This is a genomic window from Nevskia soli DSM 19509 (assembly GCF_000711955.1).
GTDB classification, from domain to species: Bacteria; Pseudomonadota; Gammaproteobacteria; order Nevskiales; family Nevskiaceae; genus Nevskia; species Nevskia soli.
The window spans coordinates 12,578-26,034 of sequence record NZ_JONR01000028.1 but is presented as its reverse complement, the minus strand read 5'-3'; the positions used below and the strand labels follow the sequence as shown (position 1 = coordinate 26,034).

At 57.0% G+C, this 13,457-nt stretch carries 11 protein-coding genes and 2 pseudogenes; 4 read left to right on the top strand and 9 right to left on the bottom strand.

Annotation, left to right across the window (positions count from 1 at the left end):
• Window positions 1-505: 505 nt before the first annotated feature.
• The 5 genes from BP26_RS0115205 to BP26_RS0115185 form a co-directional block, all read right to left on the bottom strand.
• Entirely contained in the window at window positions 506-1,207 is a 702-nt protein-coding gene (locus BP26_RS0115205; RefSeq protein WP_029921427.1) for an SDR family oxidoreductase, read from the bottom strand.
• Window positions 1,208-1,470: 263 nt separating this feature from the next.
• Window positions 1,471-1,701, bottom strand: a complete 231-nt coding sequence (locus BP26_RS27695) for a hypothetical protein (RefSeq protein ID WP_051749010.1) — start codon at window positions 1,699-1,701, stop codon at window positions 1,471-1,473.
• Between the two features lie 110 nt (window positions 1,702-1,811).
• Window positions 1,812-2,561: a glucose 1-dehydrogenase gene (locus BP26_RS0115195; protein ID WP_029921426.1), complete on the bottom strand. Its 750-nt coding sequence runs from the start codon at window positions 2,559-2,561 to the stop codon at window positions 1,812-1,814.
• Between the two features lie 86 nt (window positions 2,562-2,647).
• Entirely contained in the window at window positions 2,648-3,433 is a 786-nt protein-coding gene (locus tag BP26_RS0115190; RefSeq protein ID WP_029921425.1) for an SDR family NAD(P)-dependent oxidoreductase, read from the bottom strand.
• Between the two features lie 232 nt (window positions 3,434-3,665).
• Window positions 3,666-3,845 (bottom strand): hypothetical protein, encoded by a 180-nt coding sequence (locus BP26_RS0115185; RefSeq protein WP_157572546.1) that lies wholly within the window; start codon window positions 3,843-3,845, stop codon window positions 3,666-3,668.
• Window positions 3,846-4,152: 307 nt separating this feature from the next.
• Between BP26_RS0115185 and BP26_RS0115180 the strand changes: the two genes are divergently transcribed.
• The gene (locus BP26_RS0115180; protein WP_051749009.1) at window positions 4,153-4,842 is read left to right on the top strand and encodes a GNAT family N-acetyltransferase; all 690 of its coding nucleotides are present in this window, start codon (window positions 4,153-4,155) and stop codon (window positions 4,840-4,842) included.
• Between the two features lie 354 nt (window positions 4,843-5,196).
• Here BP26_RS0115180 and BP26_RS0115175 read toward each other — a convergent pair whose 3' ends face one another.
• Window positions 5,197-5,754 (bottom strand): TetR/AcrR family transcriptional regulator, encoded by a 558-nt coding sequence (locus tag BP26_RS0115175; RefSeq protein WP_029921422.1) that lies wholly within the window; start codon window positions 5,752-5,754, stop codon window positions 5,197-5,199.
• Between the two features lie 97 nt (window positions 5,755-5,851).
• Between BP26_RS0115175 and BP26_RS0115170 the strand changes: the two genes are divergently transcribed.
• From BP26_RS0115170 to BP26_RS31125, 3 genes are all read left to right on the top strand, one after another.
• Window positions 5,852-6,493 carry a glutathione S-transferase gene (locus tag BP26_RS0115170; RefSeq protein WP_029921421.1) on the top strand — a complete coding sequence of 214 codons (642 nt, stop codon included), beginning with the start codon at window positions 5,852-5,854 and terminating at the stop codon, window positions 6,491-6,493.
• Between the two features lie 39 nt (window positions 6,494-6,532).
• On the top strand, window positions 6,533-7,537 hold the full coding sequence (locus BP26_RS0115165; RefSeq protein WP_029921420.1) for an alpha/beta fold hydrolase: 1,005 nt from the start codon (window positions 6,533-6,535) through the stop codon (window positions 7,535-7,537).
• Window positions 7,538-8,367: 830 nt separating this feature from the next.
• A complete protein-coding gene (locus BP26_RS31125) occupies window positions 8,368-9,069 on the top strand; it encodes a winged helix-turn-helix transcriptional regulator (RefSeq protein WP_029921419.1) in 702 nt (233 codons plus the stop codon).
• A 589-nt stretch (window positions 9,070-9,658) separates the two neighbouring features.
• On the opposite strand, the pseudogene choxAB reads toward BP26_RS31125, so the two are convergent.
• From choxAB to BP26_RS0115140, 3 genes and pseudogenes are all read right to left on the bottom strand, one after another.
• Window positions 9,659-11,269: pseudogene (gene choxAB, locus BP26_RS31120) on the bottom strand (cholesterol oxidase); the annotation flags it as partial.
• A 72-nt stretch (window positions 11,270-11,341) separates the two neighbouring features.
• Window positions 11,342-11,905: pseudogene (locus BP26_RS26760) on the bottom strand (SDR family NAD(P)-dependent oxidoreductase); the annotation flags it as partial.
• A gap of 8 nt (window positions 11,906-11,913) precedes the next feature.
• Complete coding sequence (locus tag BP26_RS0115140) at window positions 11,914-13,422, bottom strand: amidase (RefSeq protein WP_211254936.1); 1,509 nt, start codon at window positions 13,420-13,422, stop codon at window positions 11,914-11,916.
• Between the last annotated feature and the right edge of the window lie 35 nt (window positions 13,423-13,457).

Here is a 13,457-nt window from a genome sequence, read left to right as displayed (position 1 = left end):
GAAAAATATCAAGGTGGGCGGCGGCCGCGCATAGGTTGCGGCGGCGGATACCTGTTACCGTGTTTCTTACGCGTCGTGGCGATCCATGGCTCCATTCCATTGTTTGCGCTCGAGACTTAGTCAATTAAGCGTTAGCACGCCCTCCCTTGCGCTCAATCGCAGTATTCGTACAAGCCCCCGTTGGACCTGTCGCCAAGCGCCGCGGGAGCCGAGTAGGTCTTAACTGTGCTTCACCGGGTCAGGCTCGGTCATCGTAACCAGCCGCCTAATATCCGCCAGGTCCTTTTCTCCTAAAACCTAGTAATCGGCTGGTTCATTTCATGATAGGAGATCCTTTCAACCATCATCTGGACTACTGGGAAGATCTTGAGTACCTCAAGCTCCTGAAAGGTCGGCAGTTCGCCGACAGTGATCAATGAAACGACTTCCCCGATGCCCAGAAGGGGGCTTAGCTGACGTCATGCGCCTCAATGACGGCTAGCGTCCCCCTTCGTTGTCAACCGACCTACGCCGGGTCCAGGTAGGATGCCCGTTCGCGAGACAGCCCCTGCTTCAGTACCTGCGTGCCTTCGTCGGCAAGTGCCTCTTCCATATTCGCCTCCAAAGCATCTAGTGTACGCCGCACCACCGTGGCTGGATTCGATTTCGGTACGTTGAAATCCTTCGTGAGATCCGTATCAACGACACCCACGTGAAGCGCTAGAACCTGTGTGCGCTGCTCTTTCAGCAGCGGGCGAAGCGTATTCGTGAAGCTCCAAGCGGCGGCCTTCGATGCACTGTAGGCCGAGAGTATCGGCACCGGCCTCCAGGTGACATCCGACAGCACATTGATGATTGCGCCGCCGTTATTTTTTGCGAGCACTGGAGCGAACGCCTGCGTCGTTCGCACCAGCCCGTAGTAGTTGGTCTCGAACACCTCACGGGACAGCGCCTCCATGGTGCTATCGAGCGGTAATCCGAGTCGACCGATACCAGCATTGTTTACCAGTAGTGTCGTATCACTACACGCCGCGGCTGCAGCGCGGACCGACTCGAGATCAGTGACGTCAAGGCTGACCGGAACAAGGCCGGGAACATCGAAGCCATTTGTGTTGCGCATGCCCACATAGATCTTTGCTGCACCGCGATGCAACGCCTCTCGCGCGAACGCGAGGCCGAGGCCACGATTGCCGCCAGTGACGAAAACGACCGACTTCTGAACTTTCATAGGGTATTCTCCGGAAATCTAAGGTTGCGCAAAAGCGCTGTGATGTGTGGTGACGACTTCCTGGACGTCATCGTGGGCTTGCCGGTAACTCCAGCGATAATCTTGTCCGCGCCCAAGAAGCCGCTGTTTTGATAGTCAATGGCAATGACGCGGAAAAAGCTGGATCGGGAACTCAAGCAGGCCGAAATTCTTGAACCGCCTCCGGTACTGGGGGTGGTCGCCGGCTGATAACTGACTTTCCAACCAAGCAATTCGCCAATGGCTCACGCGATGCGTGCCTCCCTGGTCGCACTCAGTCGGTCATGGAGCGTATAGGTGTTGCCGATATACGCGGCCAGCTTCTCCAAGATCGCTGCGCTAAGCCTCGCCAGATCCTCGGCAGCGATCTGGGCATAGCGTCCATAGCCGCAAGGGAGATCGATGACGCCGTCCTCAACAATGGTCCAGCGCGCGAAGGGGGTGATCCTCCTTGTGAGCCATTGCGCGAATAGCATGCCCCTTGTCGAGGGGGCGTTGGCCCATGTATCGGCCCGTCTCACCGATTGCGGCCTGTTACCGAAAGCGAACTCATCATTGAACTCTTGCGTAAAAGCTTGTCTTTGGGTTAAACCTGTCCCATTCCTCCATCGACAAATAGCTCAGTTCCAGTGACATAGCTGCTGTCGTCGGAAGCGAGAAACAGGACCGCTCTTGCGATCTCATCCGCGTGCCCCAGACGTCCGATCGGAACAATCTGCGCGAAACCCTGCTTGCGTTGCTGTCCTTCCGGAGAATCGCCCAGAAGCTCCCTCAGTCCAGCAGTGTCGACCGGTCCGGGACTGACCACGTTCACCCGTATCTTTCGGGCCTTGAGATCTGTGGTCCATGTCCGCGCAAAGGATCGAATCGCGGCCTTGGTGGCTGCATAGACGGTGTTTGCGGAGAGTCCCTTGCTACCGACGACCGAGCTGGTCAGAACCACCGCCCCACCATCCGGCATCAAGGGTAGCGCCTTCTGCACGCTAAACAACAGACCCTTGACGTTGCCGTCGAACATCCGGTCAAAGTGTGCTTCGTCGACCTGGCCGAATGGGGCGAACTCCGCCGCCCCTGCATTGGCGAATACGATGTCGAGCCTACCCTTCTCCTGCTTAACCTGGCTGAATAGCCTATCGAGATCGGCAAGGCTGGCGACATCGCCCTGTACGCCAGTGATGCCAGCGCCAACCTCCTTTACCGCCGCATCCAGCTTCTCCTGGCGACGGCCTGTGACATAGACATGCGCGCCTTCGGCCACAAAGAGCTTGGCCGTTGCCAGGCCGATGCCGCTGGTGCCGCCGGTGACCAGCGCCACCTTACCGTCTAGCTTTCCCATGATTTCTCTCCTATTCATCCGCGAAGGAACATGCTGTTGTGCTTGATGATGTCAACCCTCTATTCGGTTCGCTTCCTCTCGCCAAATCAATCACCCATAACGCGTTCGGAAATGGCTTGGTGTAACCACCGCGGCGAGGACCAGAACGAAAGCACGAATAGTTTTGCGATCCACCCAGGCACAACACTGATGCGTGCGGTTCGCAAAGCACGAATCCCGGCCCGAACCACCGGTGCCGGCTGGCTCATTACTAGCTTCAGAATGAACGTCATCTTCTGCTGAGCGACAGCAACAAATCCGGTGTTCGTCAGTCCTGGGCAGAGGGCGGTTACCGTAATCCCATCGCGTCTGAACTCGCGATGGAGCGCTTCGGCAAAGCGAAGAACATAAGCCTTGCTGGCGGCATAGACGGCATAGTTCTTCACCCCTAGATAGGCCAGAAGACTGGCAACCAGAAGGATCTCCCCACGTCCTCGAGTCCGCATGTCCTCCGCGAACAAGTGTGTCACGGCAGTCATGCTCACGACATCGAGATTCAGCATCCCCAAAGCATCATCCAGTGAACGATCGAGAAACGGCCCTTGAATGCCGTGCCCTGCATTATTGATCAAGACTTCGATCGTGACGCCGCGCTCGCGCAAGCGCTGGCGCAAATCGATGGCCGCCGCGACGGTCGATAGGTCAACCTGCTCAACGATCACGTCGATGCGATAGGCCGCGCTTAGTTCCGCCGCCAATGCTTGGAGCTTCTCGAGACGACGCGCCACTAGCACCAGCGGCCGCCCCTGCGCCGCGTACTGCCGTGCAAATTCCTCTCCGAGACCGCTGGATGCTCCAGTGATGAGGACCCAGGACTTTTCTGTAGACGTCATGTTATTCACCTTTTGCGGGAAGACGCTTTCGCAACTCAGAACGCCGATGATGCGATAGCCCCGGAAATGCCGTGGGAAACGAACTGAGATCCTGCTGATGGGGATTGAACCGCTTTGGGACGGAACTGTTGCTTCATGAGGAACCGAGTTGCGGGACAAAATCAATGCGCGGACTCGGTCTGAGGCAGGCATCCATCGGCGAGCGCCCAGTTAAGGACGGGGATTGCGTGTCCTAGGGGCCTGCGTCGAGAGTCGCCTTGTCAGCCACCAGCAATCGTGCTAGATGGGCTTCAAGCTGGTTTACTCGGCACTCCAAGCGCTCCGGATAGCTCTCTTCGAGGCCCTCCAGGGCCTCGAAGAAACGCTGAACATTGGTCCAGAAGCCCGGACCATTCCGTTGAGTCTTCGACATGGCCTTAATCATTTGTGCGCCTACCCAGTAAAAGAAATGGGAACGATGCCGCATAAGAGCTACACAATATGTATAGTTCATGTACTATACATATAGTATAGTTATTACGCAACATGGCTACCGTCCTCTAGGTGTAACTTCCTAGGACGATGTTCACGCTGTTTAACGCTGGAAGGCTGAGCGGTATTGACCGACTAACTTCCGGCAAGGGCCTCTCACTAAGATGCGACTGACACGCAACATCTTCTTACACACGTTAAGCTTGTGTCGGTCATAGGGCCGACAAAAAGTACCCGCCGAGTTCCGTATGCACGCACTAACCCTCGATAGCTACTTGGATAACCCCGTTTGGTATAGCCTTGCCGGTGAACACAGCGATATAGCGGAGGGCGAGGGGCAATTGCGCGGATATCGCGCCGATCACGCCCCGTTCCTGGCCGTTGAGTCCAACGACGTCGTCGTGGCGTCCTCACAGGGGGCGGTCGGCCGACGTTATTTCCTCGGACCGAGCCCAAAAACTCTGCCCTCTACCTGGCGCTTAGTTTCCTCATCTAACGTGTTACAGATGTTTCGCCAGATTTGCTCCGATCCCCTGCCGCAACCGAATCGCGCGATACCGCTGACGATGTCTCACCGCTCAGCGATGGGCAAACTGACGGCAATCGCCTTTCCCGATTTCTTTCGCCAAAACACTGCGGATCTCGGCACCTACGTCGGCATCGAAGCCGATGGACACCTAGTTGCGATGGCGGGAGAACGAATGTCCGTTCCTGGCGCCCGCGAGATTAGCGGCATTTGCACCGATCCTGCGTACACTGGACGCGGCTATGGGCTTGCGGTGACAACCGCCTTGATAGCCCAGCATTCGCGGCAGGGCGTCGCCTCGTTCCTGCATGTCTCCGAATCCAACGCAGGCGCCATACGGTTATACGAGAAACTCGGATTTCAGCGTCGCGCCGTGCTTAAACTGACCGCCGTTGAGATTTCCGAACGCTGAAGCGCAGCCAACCGTAGCCGCATAGTTAAGGGGCGTCTGCGCGATCTGAAGCCATATTAGCAAGAGGGCTCTCCTCCCGCGGCACTTCGTTCCGCACGGAAATGATCAACGTGAACACGCTGATATTGAAGACCTCGATTGCGACAGCGCTAAGTCTTCGCAGTCTTCTCTGGAAGAGATCAGCGGCGGAATTCCCTCGTTGGATTGTGCGCTAGGTCCGTGGCCGACACTTCACGCCATGCTTCAAAAATTTCATGGGGATCACCCTAAGAGCAACTCACGCCTTCGCGAGCGTGATTGTTGGACAATTTTCTGATTCCAGTGCGCGTTCCAACGCGGTTATAGGTTAATCCACTACGGCAACAGACCGGCGCCACGATAGGCGTCGAGGGCATGATCGAAGGCAGCTACGTCGCCGCGTCCTCGAGCGATAAGCTGAGCGCCCTCAATGCTCGAGAAGATAGCCAGCGCGCGGCGCTCCGCCTTAACGCGGCTGCGCTCAACCTTGGCCTTGAGCAGCCTGTCGGTCAGCCATTCCACATTGACGTCGATAAAGCGATTTACTGCTTTGCGCACCTCCGGGGGAAGTTGATCGTGCTCCGAGGCCAAGATGCCGCAAAGGCACATACGGTTATCGTTGATCAGTGGCGCGCGAAAAATAGCCGCATATTCTTTCAGCATTTCACCGATGTCCTCGTGCTTTACCTGCAGCTCCTTCAAAAACCTGGCCATGTCCTCCGCGTAACGATTAGCAAGCGCCTCTCCCAGGTCACCCTTCGTCGGGAAGTGGTAGTGAATGCTCGCGCTCTTGATTCCAATCGCCGAGGCAATATCACGAAAATTCAACGCTTGGTATCCGCCCGCCTGGGCCATCAACCGGCCGACATGCATGATCTCTTCTTTAGTATCCATAAGTTACCTCCAACTTCGCGAAACTATCTACTGATAGATATTGACATAAGAAAGTAGGCAGGTCTACTATCTATCTATCACTTGATAGGTATTCTCCATGAAAATTTACGACATTCCCGGTTTCCCCAATCCTTTCCGCATACGAGTAGTCCTTGCGGAGAAGAATCTGGGTGACCAGATTGAATTCATCAAGATCGACCTGCCCGCGGCCGAGCACAAGCAACCGGCCTTCCTCGCAATAAATCCGACCGGTACCGTACCGGTGCTTGAGCTTGATGACGGCCTGCAAATTTCTGAGTGCACGGCCATCACCGAATATTTGGACAACCTAGACGGCATGCCAGTCCTCACCGGGAAGAGCCCCCGCGAGAAGGCGGTGATCCACATGATGCAGAAGCGCGCCGAGATCCTGATCGATTCGGTGGGTGATTACTTCCATCATGCCACTCCGGGTCTCGGGTCGGCACTTCAAGCCTACAAGAGCCCAGAATGGGTAGGTCGCGAGGAATGGGGCGAGCGTCAGCGCGATAGAGCCGTGTCAAGCATGCGTTACTTCAATGAGGTCCTGAAATCCCAGCCATACATTGCCGGCAAGACGTTCTCGATGGCGGATATCACTGTCCTGGGTGGCTTGATGTTCGCTGGGTTTGCTCAGATCGCGATCCCCGAAGAATGCACTGTTCTCGTCGGCTGGGCAGCCCACATGCAGGATCGACCGAGCGTTAAGCAGCCCGTGTAGTTGCCTTTTCACCTACTTCCAATATTTGAGATAACACAAATGTCAACAAATTCGTTTAGCGATGATGTCGGGCTTCTAGCCCGCCGCAAGATTCTGGTGGGCGCCAGCACCACGGCCTTGGCGCTTGTCTCCAGTGGGATGGCAGGGGGCGCCTTCGCCAAACAGCCCGATGCCGCCACAGGAGGTGCGCTCAGCCATGGGCGCGGCGCGCCGCGCCGCGCCGCCAACACAATCATCATGACAGATGGCACCGTCATCTATTACAAGGATTGGGGCACCGGCCCGGCGGTGGTGTTTAGCCACGGATATCCGCTCTCATCCGATGCCTGGGAAAATCAGATGTTTTTCCTCTCGCAGCACGGATATCGCGTCATCGCCCATGATCGCCGCGGATTCGGTCGATCGAGCCAGCCCGGCCATGGCAACGACATGGACACCTACGCCGACGACCTCGCGGCACTTGCCGAGGCCCTCGACCTGAAGGACGCCACGTTTATAGGTCACTCGATGGGTGGCGGTGAGATTGCCCGCTACATCGGTCGTCACGGACAGAAGCGCGTCGGTAAGATTGCGCTGGTGGGGGCGGTTCCGCCATTCCTGCTACAGACCCCTTCCAACCCAGGAGGCGCGCCTATGTCCGTCTTTGATGACATGCGGCAGGCCGTCTTGGCCGATCGTTCACAATGGTATAAGGACGTCACGATGCCGTACTACAGCTATAACCGCGCCGGGGCCAAGGTATCCGAGGGCATCCGAGATGAATTCTGGCGTCAGGGCATGGTGACCGGCATGCCGGCGGCCTATCATGCCATCGGAGCCTTCGCCGAGACGGATTTCACTGACAATCTGAAGTCAATCACAGTTCCCACGCTGGTTATCCACGGCTTGGACGATCAGATCGTGCCATTCGAGCTTTCGGGCAAGCGTTCGGCAGAGTTGGTGAAGAACGCCAGACTAATCACTTATGAGAAAGGTTCACACGGCCTGATCCTGACCGAACGGGATCGCGTCAACGAGGATCTGCTGGCATTCCTGAAATCCTAAATCTCAGCACACCTCCGGATAGGCGCCGAGAGAAACCCGGGTCTCGCTGCCGTCATCCCGACAATAATTTCAGACGCCAGAGCTTGGAGCCGTTGGGGAAGACTTCCGGGTATAGTCCGCCACCATCGCAAGCTTGTAGGTCTTTTCCTTGGGCCTTGCACCCTTGGCCACAATATTTGTGAGTTTCACGAATCGTGCCCCCCCCCCCCCGACTCTGACAGGCCGGCCCTTTCTACGATCACCTCGACGCCATGGGCGGAGGTCAGTTCCGCTGCGAGCTCCTGAAGCTTCTCCAGTCGGCGCGACCAGCACCAATCGCCGCCCGCGAGCCGCGTATTGCCTGGCGAATTCTTCGCCCAGACCACTGGACACGTCGGTCACGAGAACCCAGGATTCTTCAGCCGTGGATGTCACTTTATTTGCTCGTGAGTAATTTCTATTAGGCTAAGGGAATGCCGGCCTCAGCGCTGCCCAGTAGAGATGGCAGATGTGCATTCAGCCTACACTTGCAATTGCCACAGCACTATATAAAATATATAGTCATGGCAATGCAATTGCATGGTGGTGGGTAATCTGGCTTGAATTGCGTCCTGATACGCGCGCAACCCTTGCGGAGCCTGAATTGGGGCGCCAGAGCCGCGGCTTTTAGCTGTGCTTATCGGGCTCCGGGCTCTCTCGAAGTTTGAGTAGTCTGGTGCAACCAATGCCGCTTCGCTTTGTAGTCATCCTCCGCGCAACCGCCGGGCGTGCGGGCCGCGCAGGCTTTGCCTGCCCGATCACGAGCGACCAATGCGGCCCCGGGCATTGTTTCGATAGGCGATAATCATTCCATGCCGAACAAGACGTATGGACAAATGTGTCCCCTTGCGCGCGCTCTGGACGTGCTGGGCGAGCGCTGGACCATGCTCGTAGTGAGAGAACTGTTGCTCGGTCCAAAGCGATACAAGGACCTTCTGGCCGTTTTGCCGGCTATGGGGACCAATCGTTTGGGGGAACGCTTGGCGTCACTATCGACCGACGGTGTTGTGCGGAAGGTCATCCTCTCTGCACCAGCCGCCGTACCCGTGTATGAGCTCACCGAGTACGGAGAGCAACTCAGGCAGCCCCTCTGCGCGCTGAGCAGGTGGGGACTAAACCTCCCGACAGATAATCGAGTGGATCCCCAAAGCGGCCGAGGTGAATTGATTGCTTTGGGCCTGGCCGATGCCGCCGCGCCGGCGGCCAGTGCCGGAATCCAGGAGACGTACGAATTTCGTGTTAGCGGCGAGGTATTCCATTTTTTGGTCAATGACGGAAAAATTCTTCCCAGATCCGGCGCCGCGCCTGCCGGCGTCGATTTGGTCGTGGAATGCAATCTTGGCACCTTCACGGCATTAGCACTTTGTGAAATAACTCCGACGCAAGCTCGGCGCCAAGGCTTGGCCACTGTTTTGACAGGGACCGCGTCATTATTCTCACGCGCTTTCGCGATTCTCGGATATAGGGGGGAAGCACCCACAATCCGAGAGGATCTGCGTCGCTCCCGCGCCTGACGCCAGAGAGGCATCGAAAGGGCTACCTCTAGGAAGCGGCAGGGCCATCGAGTTCTGAATAGCTCCTGCCGCCTGCGCTGACTACGCCCGGAGGAAAGCAAGCAGGTCAATATTCAGCTTGTCTTTGTTGACGTGGAGCAGGCCTTGTGAGGCGTCTTCGTACACCAAGAGCTTGGATTGGGGGATGAGCTTGGCGGTTAGCTGGGCCGAAATTTCCAGCGGAACGATCTGATCGTCGCTCCATGCACCACAAGCGCCGGAACAGTGTTTTGGCAAGATCGTCGCGAAAGTCGGTTTCGGAGAACACGCCCAGGGCATGGTAAGCCGCTAGCATCCCAGTTGCCTGACCTTGCCTCCAATAGTTCTGCCGCAAACCCGATACCCATTCTGGGACAGGAACAGCATCGGATATTCCCAGTCGTCGGAGGAAAAGAGGCGATCTGATAAGGTATCAGAGCGATGGCGAGATTTAAGGAAGCCGGCGATTCGCGGGAAGGTCAGGAGGCCAACGCAGCGCTGGGGTGGAAGGTGGCCCGCCGTTATAGTGCGAGCAGAATCGGAATATCTCTTATTCTTTGGCACCATTTGGTGGCACGCAGGACATTGCATGCTCGGCCAAGGCAGTGATGGTGAGGCTCGGATTTACCCCCAAATTCGCGCACAGGACTGAACCGTCGCAAACCAAGAGGTTCTGATAGCCGAAAAGGCGATGTTGCTGATCGATCACGCCATGTTCTGGCGTCGCCGCCATAGCACAGCCACCGATGCAGTGGGCTGTACTAGCGATGTTGAACAGCACCTCGCCCATCATCGCCATTGGGATGCCGCCTAGCGCTTTTGCCCCTTTTTGCGCGAATTCGTTCCCTTCTGGTATGAAGGTTGGAATTGGCTCGCCTTCGCTGCACAACAGCTTCCCGAAAGGCCAATACCAGGGGCGTTTGAGCCGTAGAGTGATGGAAGTATCGATTGCCTGCATCACGTTTAACAGTACGGTCTGGCGAGCAAAACCGAAAGGATTGTGAGCGCGAGCAGCCGAGCGCGGGTGGGTTAACAAGGTCAACACCCAGGTGAGGAGCCGGGCCATACCGGCCCGTGGACTCGATAGCATGGTCATCATTAACCCCATCGCATCCGAGCCTTCAGGATACCGAACGGCTTGGATATTGGTGTGCTCGTCGAAGTAGACTCCCGAACCGCCGGCCACCCCAGATGACATGCTGATGTCTCCTGCCGGGAACCGAATGCCAACAACAGATTCGGCATTTGTTCGAACGCCTTTGCCGAGTTCGTTGCTTATATTTGGCAGGGAACCACGATGCTTGAGCTTGAACAGCAACTCGATCGTGCCCAGAGAAGATGCTGCAAAGACCACCCCGCGACACCGGTATACCCGGCGCTGGCGTCTGAACCAGGACGTGGACCGCTCGACGGTTACGGCGTAACCGTCCCGGCCCTCGATCTGATCGTTTAGTGGCCGGACGTCCACAACGCGGGTTTCGGCAAATACCTTCGTGCCCTTTTTTTCAGCCAAATAGAGGTAATTCTTGTCCAGAGTGTTCTTAGCGTCATAGCGGCAACCGACCATGCATCCACCACACCCAACGCAGGTCGATCGATCCGGGCCTTCACCGCCGAAATAGGGGTCTGGGTAACTCTTGCCGACAGGTTCGCCATCGGGCGCAAAAAAAGTAGCGGCCCGGCCTACGTAGTAATTGGCGCCAAGTCCCTGTAGATCAGCCATCTTCTTGAGGCGTCGATCGGCCTCCCCGAGGATCTTTACTTCCGTGACGCCAAGCATGTGTTCTGCTGTGGCGAAGTGCTGGGGCATAACGGCCTTCCAGTCCTTGAGCCCGGCCCAGGAGCCTTCGTCCCAAACCTTTTCTGGGGGCGTAAAGAGGGCGTTCGCATAGGTAATTGAGCCACCACCCACGGCGTTTCCTGTCAGCACCAGAACATGGCGAAAGAAGCGGATATTGAAGAATCCGAGCATCTTCAGGCCTGGCCGCCAGATGTAACGACGCACATCCCAGTTATTCTTCGGCAGGTTTTCTGGCCCCCAGCGACGGCCCATTTCCATTACGCCGACGGAATATCCCTTCTCCGCGAGCCGTAAAGCCGAGACGCTTCCTCCAAAGCCTGACCCGATGACGATGAAGTCGAAGTCGAAAGTCATAGACATGGACGGATTATTCAGCGAAATAGGGGGCAGATGCGCGTAATGGCGTGTTAAGTGAATTCTAAAGCTCTCGACGAGCTTGCCCGACACGTCTTGCGTCACGGGCGTCTTCACCAAGGAGGGCATCACGGAACACACGTGGATTCCTTCGGATTCCCATTCAAGGTTGAGGGCTTCGGTGAACCCTCGCACCCAAACTTTGCAGGCCGAATAGATCGCCATTCCCGGAATGCCGTATATGGCGGACGTTGATCACAAGTTAACAACCTGGCCACAGGCCGCCTTCAGGTGCGGATAAGCTAAGTATGTGCAGTTCAGGACGCCCTGGGTGTTCACTGATACCAGCAAATTGTGGAATGCCAGCGGCCTTCCCTGGAATGGCTCGATATAGGCCAGGCCTGCGTTGTTCGCCAGCAAGTCCAGGCACCCAGCATCGCTGCTGTCCGCGACCGACTTCAGGCTAGCCACAACTGCCTCCGAATCGTTGACATCCAGTAGCACAGACGCCGCCAAGTTTGGACCGAGCTCGGCGCCCAGAGAGTTCAGGCCATCGAGATGAACATCACTGATTGCTACCCGCCAGCCGGCGCGGGAGAAGCGCCTAGCTGTGGCCTGACCGATTCTGCCCGCAGCGTCGGTAATGAATATGAGCTTGCCCACGCGGTGGCTCAGGCAAAATTGGGCGGTACACGGTAGCCGCCCGCCAACCGGGTGATCTGGCGGGCAAATTGCAGGGTCGTCAAATCACCCGCAGACGGTCCCATCACCTGGAGGCCGACAGGTAAACCATCGGATGTGAATGTCACGGGAAAGGCCGTGGCGGGCGAGCCAGCGATATTTGCCAGTGCATTCCACTTAACTTGGTCCCAGTAAGAGCGCCGTTCGCCATCTACTTCGATATAGCGACCGAAGCGATCATTCATTTTGTTGTGCGGTGGCGGCGCCGCGGTCGGCGTCACCGGGAGGAGCAATACATCGAAGTCCTGGAAGAACTGCGCCCAGTTGTCGCGCATCAACTGTCGCGTCGCGTCCATACCCAGCCAGGCTTTGTGACTTTGGAAAAGCCCGCGCACGGCACGGGCCGGTTCGCCGCCCAGCTTCGTGAGCATTCTGGTTATGGTCGCAGCAACGACCGGAAGGGTCTGCGTCGATTTCACATTCGAGACAGCTCCATAGAGCAATTGCTCGAAGAGCCTGAATGATTGCTCAAGCTGAACAGGCAGCTGCTTCGGATTCCGATGGACCCTTGCTCCAATCCCTTCCAGCAACTGGATAACGCCCTCCATGGCCCCGCGCACGACAGCGTCTACGGGGCAACTTTCGTCATCGAACCATGCCGCGATCCGGAAAGACCGCAGATCCGTCGCTCTAGGAGGAGCAAAAGCGAAGCGCCAGCCTTCGTCGCGATCCAGCGGTCCAGCAGCCGCACTGATAAGCGGAAAGATGTCGTCGGGACTTCTCGCCAACACACCTCCGCAGGCCATATCGGGCTGAGCGCGGCGACCTGGTAATTTCGGCCCGTACCCGATGTGACCAGTGAGAGGTATCGCCCCAAAGGTCGTTTTATGGCCATAAAGGCCGCAGAAGTGAGCGGGTACGCGTGTCGATCCACCGATTTCTGAGGCAAAGTCGACGCTAGTCAATCCTGCAGAGACGGCCGCCGCGGCGCCGCCGGCAGAGCCGCCCGGGGTGCGCGTCAAATCGAAAGGGTTATTGGTCGCCCCAAAAATTGGATTTGCCGTCTGCACATCTAGATTGCTGGTCGGTACGTTGGTCTTTCCGAAAATTATCGCGCCTGCGGCACGGAGCCTTGACACCGCTTCGGCATCGATGTCAGGAATGTAGTTGGTGAGCTCAGGTTCGCCACAAGTCGAGCGAAGGCCTGCAGTCATGAAGGAATCCTTGACAGTGATCGGCAAGCCGTGGAGCGGTCCCAAGGACATACCTTTGGCTCTAGCCACATCAGCTGCCTGCGCTGCAGCTCGGGCGCGCTCCTCGTCCAAGGTAACAATGGCGTTCAGCGCTTTGTTATGGAGGGCAACCCGTTTTAAATAAAGGTCGAGTAACTCTACGCTTGAGATATCGCCTTTGCTCAAGGCGACGAGCTGATCCGATGCCGACTGGAATGGTAGCTGCATGCCGGGCTCGTCAGCTACAACGTTCTCTGCGATATTCATGTTACTCCGTTTGGATTTGCTATTTGAGTGTCGGC